A 15621-nucleotide genomic window follows, 5' to 3' on the forward strand; every position below is an offset into this window, starting at 1 on the left:
TTTTTCCTCCTTCAAAATAAAAAGACGCCCCCATAAGGACGTCTTTGCGCGGTACCACCTTAATTCATATCCCTTGGTTTCTCAGGATATGCTCTTCTTCATAACGCCGAAGTCCGCGTCCTATCTTTGCCATAGGAGGCTCCGAGGTGTATTCCCCTTTTCCTGCTGCCTTTTCGCACCACCCAAAGGCTCTCTTCCAGCATTCCAAGGCTACTCTTTCTCTTCCCAGCCTGTTAGAGCTATTATAGCCGCAGACCGGTGAAGATGTCAATCACAAAGTCGACTGCCGCGGTGTAAACAGATAGCTCAATTCAATTTCTTTGTCGATATCGTCGGTATTTTCCTGCAGCATCTTCGTCATGACGCGCATCGAAACCGCGCCCAGATCATAGGACGGAATCGCAAAGCTGGAAATCTGCGGCCGCATCATCGAATTGTATTTCGTGTCGATGACGCAGACAATTTCCATTTCCTTCGGAATGTCGATGCCGTTTTCCTTGGCCGCGTTGACGACTGCGATCGCCTGCGAATCCCGGTTGGCGATAATCAGGTCATGCTTGTGATCCTGCAGATAATCCTTCATGAAGTCATACGACGTGCGGTACTGACCCGGAATCTCCAGATAGCCGTTGAATTCCAGACCTTTGGTTGCATACGCTTTCTTCGCGCCGTTGATCATCTGATCAATGGAATAGCCGTTTTTGCGGTCCTGAATAATTGCGATGTCACGCTTGCCGCCTTCCAAATACTTCATGACCAGCTCATAAACGGCGTTCTCAATGTCGACGTAGACCGAGCTGATCTTGGCGTCGGACACCTTGTTGCCGATAATCACGATCGGTACGTTGTATTTGGTCAGCGTATTCAGTTCTTCGCGCATCAGCTTGTCGTTATAAATGACGACGCCGTCGACCCGGGACTTAATGATATTTTCAATGATATCGTTGATCTCGTTGATGCCTTCGGTCGTCGTGTGAAGCATGATGTTGTATTTATAGATTTTCGCGACGTCCAACAGTCCGTTGATGATCTGGCCGGTATACGTGAAGCTGGCCTCCGGAATCACCAGCGCGATCGTCGTCGTCTTCTGCAGAGCCAGCCCCTGCGCAATCGCGTTCGGCTTGTAGCCCAGTTTTTCAATCGCTTCCTCGACCTTTTGCTTGGTTCCGCCCTTAACGACGTTGCTCCCGTTGATGACGCGGGATACCGTGGCCAGGGAAACGCCGGCTTCGTTAGCTACATCATAGATTGTTACTCTCTTCATGCTCTGCACTGTTCTCCTTTTCTTCTTCGTTTTCCGGTTTGGCTTCCGGTTCAGCTTCCGCGGCCGGCTGCGGTCTTAACCAGTTTTTCAGCGCGTCGACCGTCTTTTCCGCGACGTCGATCGTCACATCCTTGGCTTTTTCAATATTCTGCTGCACTTCCGGCTTGCTTGTAAAGTCCTTCACAGCACGCTGTCCTTTTTCAACCAGAGCGGCTGTGCCGTCTTTGATCTGATCGACTTTTTCCATCAGATCTTCATTGTTTTTCAGCTCGTCCAGTCCGCTCTTAACGCAGCAGGATACCTTTTCACTGACGTCGCTGACTGATTTTTTGATATCCTCAACGGCTTTGTTCAGCTTCGGATCCGTCTTGATGTCGTTAAACAGCCGCTGAGATTCCGCTACGGCCTTATCGGTCGTGGCTTTGACCTGGCTCATCGTTTTGCGGTAGGTGTCGCTGTCCTGAACCTGAGCCGTTAACAATTTCAGCTGATCGATACCCTGATTCAGAATTTCGATGGCTTTCTTCGCCGCTGCCTGGATCTTTTCCTTGACTTCCGACGACTGCTGACTGCCGGCGTCTTCCGCCTCACGGTTGATTTCTTCGATCTGTTTTTTCAGATCCTCTACCGTTTTTTCCACTTCTTCGTCCACTCGTTTGTTTTCGTCACTCATGTTCTGTTCCTCCTTCACTCTGAGTTTTAGGTTCGTCGCTTTCCGTCGGGACTACTGCCGCGGGTTCCGGCTGCGGCGCCGGTTTCTTCTTCGCTGAGCGCGCGGCGGCCGCCTCCCTGGCGCTGTCGAGATTCCCGGCCATAAAACCAGCCATATTTTTGACAGCTCCCACAGCACTTTCCTGAACCTGGTCAATCGTTGAAGATAGCCGGACCACTGTGTCCAAGGGCGCCTGAAGCTTGTCAATGCTTTTATCTACCCCCTCCATCGCGGAACCCGCCTTCTGAACCATGACCGTTAATTCCTTAATAAATGTGACGCAATGGCGCAATAAATAAATAAGAAAACAAAGTACAGCGACCCCCAGAATCGGGACCAGCTGTACTGAAACTTTATACATGGCCGCCAATAGTTCGTCCATCAAAATCACCTCAAGTGTATTATACTCAATTATGAAAAGATTTTCAATAAATTTGATAGCGCTTAACCTTGCGATTGTTCAGAAAATTGTATTGAAGCTGATAAAAGATGGAAATGACGGGCTTTTCTCACGTTTCGACAGATATCCGGAATGTGAAGATTCGGCGAAACTTTTGCACGGATTTGTTTTCTACCCTGTTTCGTTCCCTTTTTGAACTTCGTCAAAGCATGCTCAACAGCCAATATAATAAAGATCCCGACTCGCTGGAATCAGGATCTTGTACGCTGTTTCGGATTGATTTAAATCAGATGATATTCTTCCAGCAGTTCTTCGATCACCGTGCCCTGGATTTTTTTCAGACCTTTCTTTTCAAGCCAGTGAACCAGCCACGGCACCTTGATGTCTTCCAGCTTGCGGCCATCCAGCATCTTATAGGTCGAATCCATCAGTATGCGGACATCGTACACCGAGTTGAAGACCTCTGGCACGCCGCGATCAACATTTAAGAGCGTATAGACCGCTTCCATGCCGGTGCGGACAGAATATTCCGTGGTGAACACCGTATCGCGGACGGTATCGGCAAATTGTCCGATGAATGCAAAGTTCACGCAGCCCTCCGGGACAACCTTCGGGCGATCGCCTGCTGTGCGCGGCATGAAGAAGGCGGTGATATACGGCATCATGCATGGGATGCAGCGGGCGGAATTAACCGCCATGTCATGAATCTGATCCTCTGGCACGCCCAGATGATACAGCCATTCCTCCGTGATTTCCGTACCGGTGCACTCGCGCATCGGCTTCTTCACGTAGTTGCCCGGAACATCGCCGAACAGGCCGTAAACCCAGACGACCAGCTGGTCCTTCGGCTGATCCTTGAAATGCGGCTGGCGGTTCAGCGTGTAGCTCATCAGCCAGTTGGAATCCTTGACGGTGATGATACCGCCGGTGACGACCTTGCCGCTGAACGGATCACGCTTGCAGATCTTCTGGATATACGGCGGGATGCGGTCGTCCAGCGTGGTGACGGTCGCAGATTCCCAATAGGTCTTATCGGTCTGCGTGCAGAATTTATCCGGATGTCCAAACGCCGGATCCTGCGCCGCGATGTTGCGCCACAGCTGCCAGCAGCCGCCGTTTTCAGTGTTGAACTGCGGTGCGTGGTCATTGTCGCCCAGACTGGAATTTTCCGTGCAGCTGCCGTTGGTCACGAAGACAAGATCGTTTTCCGTCAGCGGGATCGTGATTTCCCGGCCTTCCCTGACGCAGACGATTCGGCGGGCCACCTTCTTTTCCCCGGTGATCTCAAATTCCACATTGGTCACGCGCGTCTCATAGTCAAACTGCACATGATGCTCTTCCAGATATTTTACCATCGGCAGGATCAGGGATTCGTACTGATTGTACTTCGTAAATTTCAGCGCGGAGAAATCCGGCAGGCCGCCGACGTGATGGATGAAGCGCTGGATATACAGCTTCATTTCCAGGGCTGAATGCCAGTCCTCAAACGCGAACATCGTGCGCCAGTACAGCCAGAAATTACTGGAGAAGAATTCGTCGTCGAAGACGTCGGTAATCTTTTTGTCATAGAGATCCTCGTCCTTCGTGAAGAACAGCTTCATGATCTCCATCGCCGCTTTGTCGCTCAGACCGAATTTGCCGTCAGTATGCGCATCTTCGCCGCGGTTGATCGTCGCACGCATCAGCGAATAGTTCGGGTCGTCCTTGTTGAGCCAGTAGTATTCGTCCAGTACGGAAACGCCTTCGGTTTCTAAGGACGGAATGGAACGGAACAGATCCCACAGACATTCAAAGTGATTTTCCATTTCCCGGCCGCCGCGGATGATGAAGCCCTTCTGCGGATCCTTGATCCCATCGCAGGCGCCGCCGGGCAGCTTGCCTTCCTCCAGAATATGGATGTGCTCGCCCTTCATCTGGCCATCGCGGACCAGGAAACATGCCGCGGACAAGGCCGCCAGTCCCGAGCCGACCAGATATGCGGACTTGTTGTCAACCCCTTCCGGCTTGCGCGGATGTGCAAATGCTTCGTAGTTACCATTGCTGTAATACATTCTCTTTCTTCCTCCTGTTTGTTTTTTTCTAACCGTCTTCAGCTTACTTCTTCCTGACCTCTGCCGCCATAGACACCGCCAAGGGCCTGTATAAAATTCCGACAGACAAAAAAATCTGTCCTGATTTTAGCCAAAAACGAACAAATGTCAAAAAACAGGAAAGACAGAACGGGCTTGTAGAAAACATCTCTGTTTCTTTCCCTATTTTCAAAATCGGCTATTCTCCTTCTCTTTTTACGTTTCCTTCACACCGAACAAAGTCAGCACAAAAAAAATCAGGATTGCATTGCCGCAGCGATGCGTTCCTGATTTGTTCGTTTATCAAATTTTATTACAATTTCTGTTTAACCAGCCCGCTTAAGCCGTAGATGTCCTTGCTGGACATAAACAGATAAACCGCCGGTGCCAGTTTGGCCAGCTCCGCAGCGCCCTGTTCATCTTCGCTTAAGATTTTAGAGCCGGGAATCCGTTCCTGAAGATAGGTAATGTCGATATCAATGCCGTCTTCCTTATCATCAATACTCGTAAAATCACACAGGTAAACCTCATCCGCCTTTTTCAAGGCCGCTGCGAAATCATCGGCGAAATGAAAAACGCGGGAGACGCGGTGCGGCTTAAAGATCGCGATCAGCCGCTTGCCCGGAAAACGTTTGCGGGCAGCGTCAATCGTAATCGACACCTCGGTCGGATGATGGGCGTAGTCGTCGACAAAGACGTTCTCGCCATGCTTCTCAATCGTGAAGCGGCGTTTTGTCCCCTTAAACGATGCCAAGCCCGGCTCGATCTGTTCAGCGGTATACCCCTCTAACAATCCCAGCGCGATCACGCCCAGGCTGTTCCACAACAGATGCCGGCCGACAAACGGCAGATCGAAATGTCCCTGCAGCTGGCCTTGAAACAGCACGTCAAAATGCATGTCCTCGCTGGTTTCCACGATATTGACCGCCTGAAAATCGTTGCCGTCTTCAACGCCGTAATAATAATGCGTCACCGCCGGATCAATCCGCAGCGCTCTGACCTTCGGATCATCGCCGAACAGAACCAGACCTTTTTTTACCTGGCAGGCGAATTCCTCATAGGCTTTGGCGTAATCCGCTTCGGTTTTAAAATAATCGACGTGATCCAGATCGGCATTGGTAATGATCGCGTAATCCGGATGATACGCCAGAAAATGCCGCCGGTACTCGCAGGCTTCAACCGCCAGATATTGGCTGTCCGGATGAATTTCCCCGGAACCATCGCCGATCAGATGTCCGGTCGGCGCAATTTCATCCATCATCGCCGCCAGCATCCCGGTCGTCGTCGTCTTGCCATGGCTGCCCGCCACGCACAGACTCGTATAGTCTTTCATCAAGGCGCCTAAATACTCATGATACCGATAACAGGTCACAGTCGGATTGGACCGCGCCGCCGCGACCTCCGGAAAATCTTCTTTGAAGGCGTTGCCGATAATCACCGTCATTCCATCCTGAATATTCGCCGGATCAAACGGCAGGATCGGAATACGCCGCGCGATCAACGGATCCTCTGTGAAGAAATGCTTCGTCAAATCCGAGCCGGAAACTTCCATGCCCAAATCGTTGAGAATGCAGGCCAGCGCCGCCATGCCCGTTCCCTTGATGCCGATAAAAAAGACCATAACAACACCCTTTCTACGAATTCAGATCGTCGTCAAACAAACTCAGGTTCTGCGAAACAACCGTCTTGTCAGAGCCTTCCTCCTCATTCTTACGATCAGCTTCTGCTTCCTGCGGTTTCTGAAGCAGCTCGTCCAGCGACACGTTGATCAGCGGTTCTTCTTTGACGGCGGCCGCGGGTTTATCCAGACGCTCCGCAATCTCTTCGACCTTATCTTCCTGCGGTTTATCCATGCCGTAAATCGGTGAAATTACGGTTCCCAGCGAGCTTTTAACCGGGCTGACCTTCTTCGCCGCCGGCGTCTTGGCCGGCTGGCTCTTTTCCCCGAGCACGCCGAAAATCGGCGAGATCACCGGCGTAAATTCATAATCTTCCTTCGGTTCCACGCGGACCGGCTTCTTCTTCACCGGCTTGTCTTCCGCAATCGTCATTTTTCCCAGCTTGCTGGAAGGTTCCTTTTTGACCGCGGGTTCCTTTTCTTTTTCTTTCTCTTTCCTGGTATCCAGATATACTGCCTTGACTTCCTGCGGAAGCGGAACCGCCGGCTTGGCCTCAGGCTTGACCGCGGGTTTGGCTGGATTGCTGCGGCGAACCGGAACCGGTTCTTCCTCAACCTCGTCAACGACTTCTTCTTCAAAAATCAACGACATTAATTTTTTTATCATACGGGATCATCCTGCCTTTTCATTCTATTCATCCTTGCGGATATTGTTGCCTATTCGCCATCCGACGGCGTTTGAATATCGTCGTCGTTTTCATTCAGCGGCAGATCGTCGGCGCTGGTGCCATCGTCGAAGGTTTCGCCGCTCTGATCAATATCGCCGCCGGTATGCGCCGGTTTGTTCGGCATCATTTCCTCCAGCCGGCCGTTTTCCGGAATTTCATCTTCAAACAGATTCAGGTTTTCTTTGACGTAATTAATTTTTGTCCGTGAGGAATAAGTTTTGAGTACGGCATCCTCGTCGACTTCAGCTGTACGGGCGATCTTGATCATTTCTTTCGCCAGCGCCGGCGCGCCTGTCTCATTGCTTAATCCGGTAAAGGTAAAATACGGGGTTTTGACCATGACCAGCAGCTGACCGTTCGCCGAAGGCAGCAGCCCTGCGATATATTTCTGCGTTCGCCCCTGGATATCGGTGAACTCGCCTTCGCTGACGCTTATCCACGCCTCGCTCTGGGGCAGGATCACACTTTCAGATTGATCATAGAGCTTGACGTTGACGATTTCGGCAACGTTGAGATTCATAATGAATTCCTGGTTATCAAGAACGAAGACGTTGGAGGAGGCCGTCGAGCTTCGGCGTCCCACACCCGGTTCGGCATAATAACTGTACAGATCTTTCACGTTATCCGCATGGACGTTGATCGTCAGCGTGCTGGCTTGCATGCAGGCCGCCTGCAGCCGGCTGTCCAATCCTCCCTGAGCGCTGCAGCCGCACAAACACAGGCAAAACAGAAGCAGCGTGATTTTGCGCATGAGAGTCCTCCCTTCGTTTTGTTTATTCTATCATGTTTCCCTGTTTTTTTAAATGGCTTTCTTCTGCCAAACTGCGCGGTAAATCGGCTGGCCCAGGTCCATGAATTTTTGTTCGTATTCCGTAATCGCGTCTTCCGGATGGGGCTGACGGCGGAAATCGACGCTGACCTCGCACAGCCGCCAGTTTTCTTTGGAAAATTCTGTCAGGGAAAACTCAAACAGCTTCGGGTTGTCGGTTTTCATGATCACCTGGCCGTTTTCATTCAGCAGCGTTTCATATTGCTTTAAAAACCGGGCGTGCGACAGCCGCCGCTTGGCATAACCGCTTTTCGGCCACGGATCGGAAAAGTTCAGATGGATGACGTCGACCTCGCCCGGGGCAAACCAGGCGCTGATCTGATCGGCATCCTGAGCGATGAACGCCATGTGTTCATGCGGCTGGGCCAACGCTTTTTTTACGGCCACCGCGGCGACGTTATGTTCTTTCTCAATCCCGATCCAGCCTTCTTCGGGGTTCATCGCAGCCATTCTGGTAAAATAATCGCCCTTGCCGCTGCCGATCTCAATTCGCAATCGGGAACAGTCCAGCAGTTTGTGCCACTGACCAGCCCGTTCTTCCGGTTTTTCGATAACAAAATCAGTATTTTCCTTTAAAAAGGGTTCTGCCCAGGATTTTTTTCGCATTCTCATTGTCGGATCCTCCTTTGGAATAAAACAGCGGATCAGATTTGACCCGCTGTCAGCTTATTGTTCTCGCTTCCGGAACACGCGTTTTTCGCCATCCCGGCGATCGCGCGCAGCCCGTTTCGCCCGCTGTTCTTCGTCCCAGCCTTCCGGCTTTTCCATCAAGTCGCGATGGGAAACGTTGACGCGGCCTTTCTCGTCAATCTCGGTGACGACGACCTTGATGACGTCGCCCAGTTTCAGCACATCTTCCGGTTTTTCAATCCGCTTGTAATCAATCTTCGATACATGAAGCAGACCGTCGGTGCCCGGGAACAGCTCGACAAACGCGCCGAACTTCTCCAGCCGGACGACCTTGCCGTCGTAAATTTCCCCGACCTTGGCCTCGCGGATAATCTGGTTGATCGTATCTGCCGCCTTCATGATCGCATTCTTATCGCTGTGATAGATGACAACCGAGCCATCGTCTTCAATATCAATCTTGACATTGTCGCAGTCCGCGATGATCTGATTGATCATCTTGCCGCCGGTGCCGATGACTTCGCGGATCTTATCGACCGGAATCATCATGCGGTACATCTTCGGTGCGTACGGGCTGACCTCCGGACGCGGTTCGCTGATCGCCGCCATCATGTTCGCCATGATTTCAGCGCGGCCTTTTTTGGCCTGCGCCAGCGCTTCCTCCAAAATCGCGCGGTTGATGCCGTCGATCTTGATGTCCATCTGCAGCGCGGTAATCCCCTTCGGCGTACCCGCCACCTTGAAGTCCATATCGCCATAGTGATCTTCCATGCCCTGAATATCCGTCAATACGGTGTAATGCTCGTCGCTGGTCTTGATCAGACCCATCGCCACGCCCGCGACCGGCGCCTTGATCGGAACGCCCGCGGACATCAGCGCCATCGTGCCGGCGCAGATCGAAGCCTGGGAGGAGGAACCGTTGGATTCCAGCACTTCCGCGACTAACCGGATCGTGTATGGGAATTCTTCCTCGCTTGGAATGACCGCCGACAGCGCTCTTTCACCTAGGGCGCCATGCCCGATTTCACGCCGTCCCGGAGAGCCCATCCGGCCCGTTTCCCCGACGGAATACGGCGGGAAGTTATAGTGATGCATGAACCGCTTGGTTTCAATTTCCGTCAGATCGTCGATGATCTGGTTGTCGCCCAGCGCGCCTAAGGTACAAGCCGAGAGCACCTGCGTTTCACCGCGGGTAAACATCGCCGAGCCATGCACGCGCGGAAGCAGATCGACTTGCGAATTCAACGGACGCAGTTCGTCGACAGCACGGCCGTCCGGACGGATCTTTTCTTCGGAAATTAAACGCCGGACTTCATTCGCCACGATTTCCGTGCAGTAAGCGCGGACCTGCTTGACTGTTTTATCCTTCAATTTTTCGCTTGCGTATTCACGGGCTTCGAACAGCGCCGCCATCTCGTCGGTAATCTCGTCGATCTTGCCGTAGCGTTCCAGCTTCAGCTTGATCGAAACTGCTTCGATCAGACGTGCTTTCGCCAATTCGTCGATCTCCGCCTTGATTTCTTCCGGCACGACGTCCAGCTTGATTTCCATCTTCGGCTTCGCACACTTTGCAATGATCTGTTCCTGGAATTCGCACAGCATCTTGATGTGATCGTGACCGAACATCAGCGCGTCGATCATCTCTTCTTCGCTGACTTCCTTCGCCCCGGCCTCGACCATATTGATCGCGTCCTTGGTTCCGGCAACCGTCAGATGAATGTCGGATTTTTCCGATTCCTCCACGGAAGGATTGATCACAAACTTGCCGTCAACGCGGCCGACGATGACCCCGGCGATCGGACCGTTGAACGGAATGTCAGAAATGCACAGCGCACAGGAAGCGCCGAACATGGCGGCCATTTCCGCCGAGCAGTCCTGATCGACGGACAATACCGTGTTGACGACCTGAACTTCGTTGCGGAAACCTTCCGCAAACAGCGGACGGATCGGACGGTCGATCATCCGGGCGGTCAGCGTCGCATGTTCGCTCGGCCGGCCCTCGCGGCGTAAAAAGCCGCCTGGAATCTTACCGACGGAATACAGCTTTTCTTCAAAGCTGACCGTCAGCGGGAAGAAGTCTGAATCTTTCGGAGTATGGTTGGCAGTAGCGGTTGACAACACTACTGTATCTTGGTAACGGACTACGACAGCTCCACCTGCCTGTTTTGCGATTTCTCCGGTTTCAATCGTCAGATTGCGGCCGCAGAAGTCGAATGTAAATACCTCTTTCGCCATTTGTTCACCTCATTAAATGTTAACCTTTACAATTTTATCACAGTTTCTGCGTAAATCATAGAATAGTTTAAGACAAAATACCGCCATTTTTTGAGGTTTTCTCAACCGGGGAAATATGGCTGACGCCAAAACAAAGAAAAAGCCCCCCTTGCGGGGAGCGATTCCTGCGTTATTTTTAAAGTTCAGTCTTCCACAGACCGTGCAGGTTGCAGTATTCGTAAACCGCCAGCGGCTTGCCTTCACCGATCTCAAAGACAGCCTTCGGTGCATCGGACGGGGTCAGATGGCGGATCTGTACGCCTTTGTCCGTTTCCAGCAAAATCCATTCGATATAATGCGCATCGGTCATCGGATGCTCAACGCTGCCGACAACGACTTCGATCTTGCCTCCGTTCACAGTGACCGCCGGCAGATGTTTCTCCAGCGCCGCTTCCGTGGTGTTGGCGATCAGCTCGTGCATTTCCTCGCCGCAGCAGATCATCGGTACATATGAATCGTGCAGAACATAGGTCATATTTCCGCAGTGGTTGCATCGTAAAATTTTCATTCAACAGTCCTCCTTTTGACTTGATGAGTTCATTGTACTAAGAAAGGCTCAGACGTGCAACGAATATGCCCGCGATCTTTCGGATCCGAACAAAAGCAGGTTTCATCGCCAGCTTGAATCTTCCCCGCTGTCAAGTAAAAAAAGGACCTTCCCCAAAGGGAAAGTCCGCGGTTTTCCTTATGCGCCAGCGATCTGGTAATTATCGTCCTGAATCTGAATCTGATCGTCGCCCAGAATGAAATAATGCGGGTAATGATAAAGCAGATTCTGATTGACGAAAGAAATGCCGCCGATCAGCTGATTGACCTGTTCGATCGAAGTCCGGCGCATCAGATCGGCAATGTAATTGAAGTCGGTCTTCTGCGTCTTGTATTCCTCATCCGCAAACGTATAAATCTTCTCTTCCGGGATAAAATGCGTCAGCCGGCTCAGCGGTTTGACGACGTTGCGGGCGTATGCCGGGGCGCTGACTGCGTAGCCGTTCATGCTTAACGGAGTGCCGATCTCAACGACCGCTTTCAAGATTCTGGCATTGCCGATGACTTTTTGAAAGTCCTCGTCGTTGACGTTGATGACAAACTTTCTCCCTTCCGCAAACTGACGGATATGATACTCATTCTGGAAAAACAGATACAGATGATGATTCAGGACGTCTGCCAGCTCCTGCTTGACAGGCTCATAGCCAATCCAACCGCCAAAATCGTTGACATCCACGATTTTAATGCCGTACATGACCTGTTTCATCGAACTTCCTCCTTTGCGACCTTCTGTCAGAAGATCTCTTTCTGTCTTCATTATAGTCTTTTTCAACCGCTTTTCCAGTTAATTTGATAAACATTTCACATTATTTGTCAATTTTTTTAACATGAGGAAGAGAACAGGAAACGCGCGCAATCTCTTTCCTGTTATTCAAAACTGGCAAGGCTCACCCCACAGCCTCGGCAGCCGGCATTGCCTATTTTTCTGACTCGGCTTCCGCGATCAGCGCCGCTTTCTGCGCCCGCGTCAGCTTCTTGATCGCCGCTTCCTGTTTCAGCGCGGCGGATTTATCAATAAACGCTTTCGCATAGGCCACCCGCACCGGCGGGTGGGAACGGGTATATTTGGCGCCCCGGCCTGCGCAATGCGCCGCGAAGCGTTTTTCGACGTCGTTGGTCCAGCCGGTGTAATAGCTGCCGTCCGCACATTCCAGAATATAGACCCAGGCGCTCATCATTCCACCGATTTCAGCGATTCCACCATCGGGATCGCACGCAGCTTGGACTTCATGACCTGATTGACGATCACTGCGAACAGCATCGTGATGAGGACGGAAATCACATAGCTCTGCGGCAGGATGACGCGGCCGAACATGATGTTGTCCAGCTCGACCACGACCATGATCGTCAAATGCAGAATCTTGCCCAGCCCTAACCCGAGCAGAGAACCGATCAGGGTCAGGATGATATTTTCTTTATAAACATAGGTGTTGACTTCCTTGTTATAAAAGCCCAGCACTTTCAGCGTCGCAATTTCGCGCAGCCGTTCGCTGATGTTGACATTGGTCAGATTGTACAATACGACAAACGCCAGCATCCCCGCGGAGATGATCAGCACCAGCACGATATAATTCAGACTGCGGATCATGTTGTTGAAGTTATCCTTGATCCCGGTATAAAACGACAGCGAGCTGATCTTCTCATTCTTTAACAGTTCCTGACCGCTGCGCTGCTCCGCGTCGTCAATCTGGGGGTTGAATTTCAGGAAAACGGCGTTGCTTTGGGCACGCAGATCGTAGGTTTCTTTATAGGCGTTGGCGTTCATGTACACGTAATGGTTGAGATAGTTTTCCGCGATCCCGGTAATTTCGACATTCCGGCGCAGTTCCTTCTCATTTTCCAGCTCGATCGTGTCGCCGATATGCAGATTCATGTCGTTCGCCATTTTCTCCGTGATCACCACGCCGCTATCCTTCAGCCGCAGCTCTTCCTGCGGCTGTTTGCGGGGATGCAGCGACACGAAATCGCGGAACCGCTCCGGATCGGAGGTCACGACCAGCGTCACCTCCGTGCTGTCATTGCCCTGGTAGACGACAGCGTTGGACTGGTACACATCCAGCGAATCGTCGATCATGTCCAGGCTGGAAATCTGATCGAAGACCTGTTGCTTCTCAGTCTCATCCAGATCTTTTTGCAGCGATGCGATCCCCTGATATTGGAAGATTTCGCCGAATTGGGAATTGACAATCCGGCTGATCGAATCCTTGATGCCAAAGCCGGCGACCAACAGCGCCGTACATCCGGAAATGCCCAGCACCGTCATGAAGAAGCGTTTTTTGTACCGGAACAGATTGCGCGCGGTGACCTTGGAAGTGAAGGAGAAGCGCTTCCATACAAACGTCATCCGCTCGATCAGGATCTTCTTGCCCAGCTTTGGGGCTTTCGGCCGCATCAGCAGCGCCGGAGTTTCAATCAATTCCTTATAACAGGCCGCAAACGCCGCCAGCGTCGTCACCAGTACCGACGCCGCGGTAGAGCCGATCATCAGCGACAGCTGCGGCGTAAAGCTGACCGGGGGCAGCACGTACATCATGAGCCAGGCAGTATAGATGATCGCCGGGAAAGCAAACAACCCGACAGCCAGCCCGACCAGACTTCCGGTCAGACTCGCAAAGGCGGCGTAGAACACATACTTGAACGCGATCTGCCCGGTCGTATAGCCCAGCGCCTTCATCGTCCCGATCTGCGAGCGCTGTTCGTCGACCATCCGGGTCATCGTCGTCAGACAGACCAACGCCGCGACTAAAAAGAAGAACACCGGGAACACCTTGGCGATCGCGGCCATCCGGTCGGCGGCGCCCTTGTAATCCATATAGCTGTAATGCGACTGGCGGTCGAGAATATACCACTTGCCCTGTTCGATCTGTTCGATCTTATTCTTCGCCAGTACCAGCTCCTCGCGCGCATCCTCCAGCTTTGCTTCACCTTCCGCTTTGTTGAGCGCCAGATCAATTTCACCCTGGGCGACTTCTTTCTGCCCTTGCTTCAGCTTGGCTTCTCCTTCGGCAATCTGCTTATCGGCTTCCGCCTTGGCCTGCACCAGCGTCTGGCGCTGCTGCTCGATCTGGGCATTGGCCGAGACGATCTGTTCGTCGATCGTCTTGAGCACTGTTTCGGAGACTTCCAGTCCCTGATTGATCAGATCCAGCTGCGCCTGCGCCGTCGTAATTTCGGTTTCCAGCTGGGTTAACACGGCCAGTTCACCCTGCAGTTCCGTGATCCGGGCATTGACCAGAATCAGCTCACCGGGGATTTTTTCCAGCTCAGCCGCTTCCTCTTCACTCAGCGCCGGATATTTCTCCGGATCCGTCTGATTGAGCGCTTTTTTGGTTTCCAGCTCCACCTGACGGGTAGTTAAGTCGAGTTGTTTCTGCGTCTGCTCGTTCAGTTCCTGCTCAGCCGGAGCCAGCTCGGTCTGCTTGTCCGCCAGATTTTTCTGTTTTTCAGCAATCTGACTTTCCAGCGCCGCTTTCTGTTCCAGCGCCTGAGCGTTAGTGGTTTCATATTCTTTTTTCTTTTCATCGTAGGTGGCGACCAGCGTATCAATTTGTTTCTGGATCATCTCGATCTGCGCTTCACCCTGTTTCAGCTGCGCTTCGGCCATCGCCTTGCTTGAAGTCAGCGTCGCCTGACCGACTAACAGCTCGTCCTTGCCCTCCTGCAGCTTTTTTTCCGTTTTTTCAATCTCGGTATTGAATGTCGTCAGCGCTTCGTCGTATTCCGCCTGTCCATCCGTATATTCCTTCATCGCTTCGTCGACAATCGACTGCCGGCGCAGCTCTGCCCGTTCGCTGCCCAGCGTCGTCAGCGTTTCGCTTAACGGCTCCAGATAGTCGAAATAGTCCTGATTGTAGCTGTTGTATGGTTTCGCTCCGCGGGCTGTCAGATAGACGTCGGTATAGACCTCCATCGTGAAATCGTTTTTCGGCACGTACACATAGGTATCGACGCTGCCGGAGCCGATCGTACTTGTGCCCTTTTCGTAGGAAAGGTAGTACGGCGTGTTGACTGTTCCGACAATCGTGAACGTATCGCGGCTGAAGCTGTCATCCAGCGGATCGGAAGTGCCGCTTTCGATCTTGATCGTATCGCCGATCTTCATGCCGGACACGACGATCTTGCCATCCTCAATGACGCATTCGCCGCTTTTTTCCGGCAGCCGCCCGCTTGTCACGACCAGCTGGTTGATATAATCCGGATCCTGCGGATCAAGATGCTCCAAATCCAGCGCGTGAACTTTCAGCACCAGCTCCTTTGAGCCGATCCGGGTGATCACATCCTGCGTATAACTGGCCTGAACGCCTTGAACGCCCGCAACCTGACGCAGCTGGCGCACGTCGTCCTCGGTGATGCCGAAATTGGAAACGACGCGGTAATCCATTAAATTGTAATCGTCAAAATAGCGGTCGGCCGTGTATTTCATATCCGGCGCGGAAGCCAGAACGCCGGCGAAAAACGCGACGCCGATCGCGACGATGCCGAAGATTGAGAAAAACCGGCCCCTGGTTTTCCGGATCTCCCGCAACGTGTCTTTCAATAAAGGACTGCGCATGC

13 protein-coding genes and 1 other annotated feature are annotated in these 15621 nt (G+C 52.2%); all 13 genes read right to left on the reverse strand.

Features of this window, described 5'->3' with window-relative positions; all coding sequences use genetic code 11:
• Positions 1-31 precede the first annotated feature (31 nt).
• Positions 32-236, reverse strand: a binding site (T-box leader).
• A 35-nt stretch (positions 237-271) separates the two neighbouring features.
• Complete coding sequence (locus I2D94_RS13585; RefSeq protein ID WP_006060268.1) at positions 272-1264, reverse strand: LacI family DNA-binding transcriptional regulator; 993 nt, start codon at positions 1262-1264, stop codon at positions 272-274.
• The gene (locus tag I2D94_RS13590) at positions 1242-1937 is read right to left on the reverse strand and encodes a hypothetical protein (protein WP_072683440.1); all 696 of its coding nucleotides are present in this window, start codon (positions 1935-1937) and stop codon (positions 1242-1244) included. The genes I2D94_RS13585 and I2D94_RS13590 overlap by 23 nt, the downstream gene beginning before the upstream one ends.
• On the reverse strand, positions 1930-2358 hold the full coding sequence (locus I2D94_RS13595; RefSeq protein WP_072683441.1) for a hypothetical protein: 429 nt from the start codon (positions 2356-2358) through the stop codon (positions 1930-1932). Before I2D94_RS13595 ends, I2D94_RS13590 begins: the two co-directional genes overlap by 8 nt.
• Before the next feature lie 299 nt (positions 2359-2657).
• Positions 2658-4427, reverse strand: a complete 1770-nt coding sequence (locus I2D94_RS13600; RefSeq protein ID WP_195397304.1) for an oleate hydratase — start codon at positions 4425-4427, stop codon at positions 2658-2660.
• A 331-nt stretch (positions 4428-4758) separates the two neighbouring features.
• Positions 4759-6066, reverse strand: a complete 1308-nt coding sequence (gene murC, locus I2D94_RS13605; protein ID WP_072683444.1) for a UDP-N-acetylmuramate--L-alanine ligase — start codon at positions 6064-6066, stop codon at positions 4759-4761.
• A gap of 13 nt (positions 6067-6079) precedes the next feature.
• A complete protein-coding gene (locus I2D94_RS13610) occupies positions 6080-6730 on the reverse strand; it encodes a hypothetical protein (RefSeq protein WP_195397305.1) in 651 nt (216 codons plus the stop codon).
• A gap of 50 nt (positions 6731-6780) precedes the next feature.
• The gene (locus I2D94_RS13615) at positions 6781-7542 is read right to left on the reverse strand and encodes a hypothetical protein (RefSeq protein ID WP_072683446.1); all 762 of its coding nucleotides are present in this window, start codon (positions 7540-7542) and stop codon (positions 6781-6783) included.
• 48 nt (positions 7543-7590) lie between these two features.
• Positions 7591-8232, reverse strand: a complete 642-nt coding sequence (trmB, locus tag I2D94_RS13620) for a tRNA (guanosine(46)-N7)-methyltransferase TrmB (protein ID WP_072683447.1) — start codon at positions 8230-8232, stop codon at positions 7591-7593.
• Positions 8233-8286: 54 nt separating this feature from the next.
• Positions 8287-10482 carry a polyribonucleotide nucleotidyltransferase gene (gene pnp / locus I2D94_RS13625; protein WP_195397306.1) on the reverse strand — a complete coding sequence of 732 codons (2196 nt, stop codon included), beginning with the start codon at positions 10480-10482 and terminating at the stop codon, positions 8287-8289.
• A gap of 175 nt (positions 10483-10657) precedes the next feature.
• Positions 10658-11029 (reverse strand): desulfoferrodoxin family protein, encoded by a 372-nt coding sequence (locus I2D94_RS13630; RefSeq protein WP_195397307.1) that lies wholly within the window; start codon positions 11027-11029, stop codon positions 10658-10660.
• A gap of 177 nt (positions 11030-11206) precedes the next feature.
• Positions 11207-11773: a hypothetical protein gene (locus I2D94_RS13635; RefSeq protein ID WP_072683450.1), complete on the reverse strand. Its 567-nt coding sequence runs from the start codon at positions 11771-11773 to the stop codon at positions 11207-11209.
• A gap of 211 nt (positions 11774-11984) precedes the next feature.
• Positions 11985-12245 carry a GIY-YIG nuclease family protein gene (locus I2D94_RS13640; RefSeq protein WP_072683451.1) on the reverse strand — a complete coding sequence of 87 codons (261 nt, stop codon included), beginning with the start codon at positions 12243-12245 and terminating at the stop codon, positions 11985-11987.
• Entirely contained in the window at positions 12242-15619 is a 3378-nt protein-coding gene (locus tag I2D94_RS13645; protein ID WP_195397308.1) for an FtsX-like permease family protein, read from the reverse strand. Before I2D94_RS13645 ends, I2D94_RS13640 begins: the two co-directional genes overlap by 4 nt.
• Positions 15620-15621 lie beyond the last annotated feature (2 nt).

The sequence above is a fragment of the Holdemania sp. 1001302B_160321_E10 genome, assembly GCF_015552275.1.
In the GTDB taxonomy this organism is placed as follows: Bacteria; Bacillota_I; Bacilli_A; order Erysipelotrichales; family Erysipelotrichaceae; genus Holdemania.

Excerpts from the sequence above, each read along its gene's own strand:
- I2D94_RS13585 (WP_006060268.1), bottom strand. The coding sequence starts at position 1,264 with ATGAAGAGAGTAACAATCTATGATGTAGCTAACGAAGCCGGCGTTTCC.
- I2D94_RS13590 (WP_072683440.1), bottom strand. The coding sequence starts at position 1,937 with ATGAGTGACGAAAACAAACGAGTGGACGAAGAAGTGGAAAAAACGGTA.
- I2D94_RS13595 (WP_072683441.1), bottom strand. The coding sequence starts at position 2,358 with ATGGACGAACTATTGGCGGCCATGTATAAAGTTTCAGTACAGCTGGTC.
- I2D94_RS13600 (WP_195397304.1), bottom strand. The coding sequence starts at position 4,427 with ATGTATTACAGCAATGGTAACTACGAAGCATTTGCACATCCGCGCAAG.
- murC (WP_072683444.1), bottom strand. The coding sequence starts at position 6,066 with ATGGTCTTTTTTATCGGCATCAAGGGAACGGGCATGGCGGCGCTGGCC.
- I2D94_RS13610 (WP_195397305.1), bottom strand. The coding sequence starts at position 6,730 with ATGATAAAAAAATTAATGTCGTTGATTTTTGAAGAAGAAGTCGTTGAC.
- I2D94_RS13615 (WP_072683446.1), bottom strand. The coding sequence starts at position 7,542 with ATGCGCAAAATCACGCTGCTTCTGTTTTGCCTGTGTTTGTGCGGCTGC.
- trmB (WP_072683447.1), bottom strand. The coding sequence starts at position 8,232 with ATGAGAATGCGAAAAAAATCCTGGGCAGAACCCTTTTTAAAGGAAAAT.
- pnp (WP_195397306.1), bottom strand. The coding sequence starts at position 10,482 with ATGGCGAAAGAGGTATTTACATTCGACTTCTGCGGCCGCAATCTGACG.
- I2D94_RS13630 (WP_195397307.1), bottom strand. The coding sequence starts at position 11,029 with ATGAAAATTTTACGATGCAACCACTGCGGAAATATGACCTATGTTCTG.
- I2D94_RS13635 (WP_072683450.1), bottom strand. The coding sequence starts at position 11,773 with ATGAAACAGGTCATGTACGGCATTAAAATCGTGGATGTCAACGATTTT.
- I2D94_RS13640 (WP_072683451.1), bottom strand. The coding sequence starts at position 12,245 with ATGATGAGCGCCTGGGTCTATATTCTGGAATGTGCGGACGGCAGCTAT.
- I2D94_RS13645 (WP_195397308.1), bottom strand. The coding sequence starts at position 15,619 with ATGCGCAGTCCTTTATTGAAAGACACGTTGCGGGAGATCCGGAAAACC.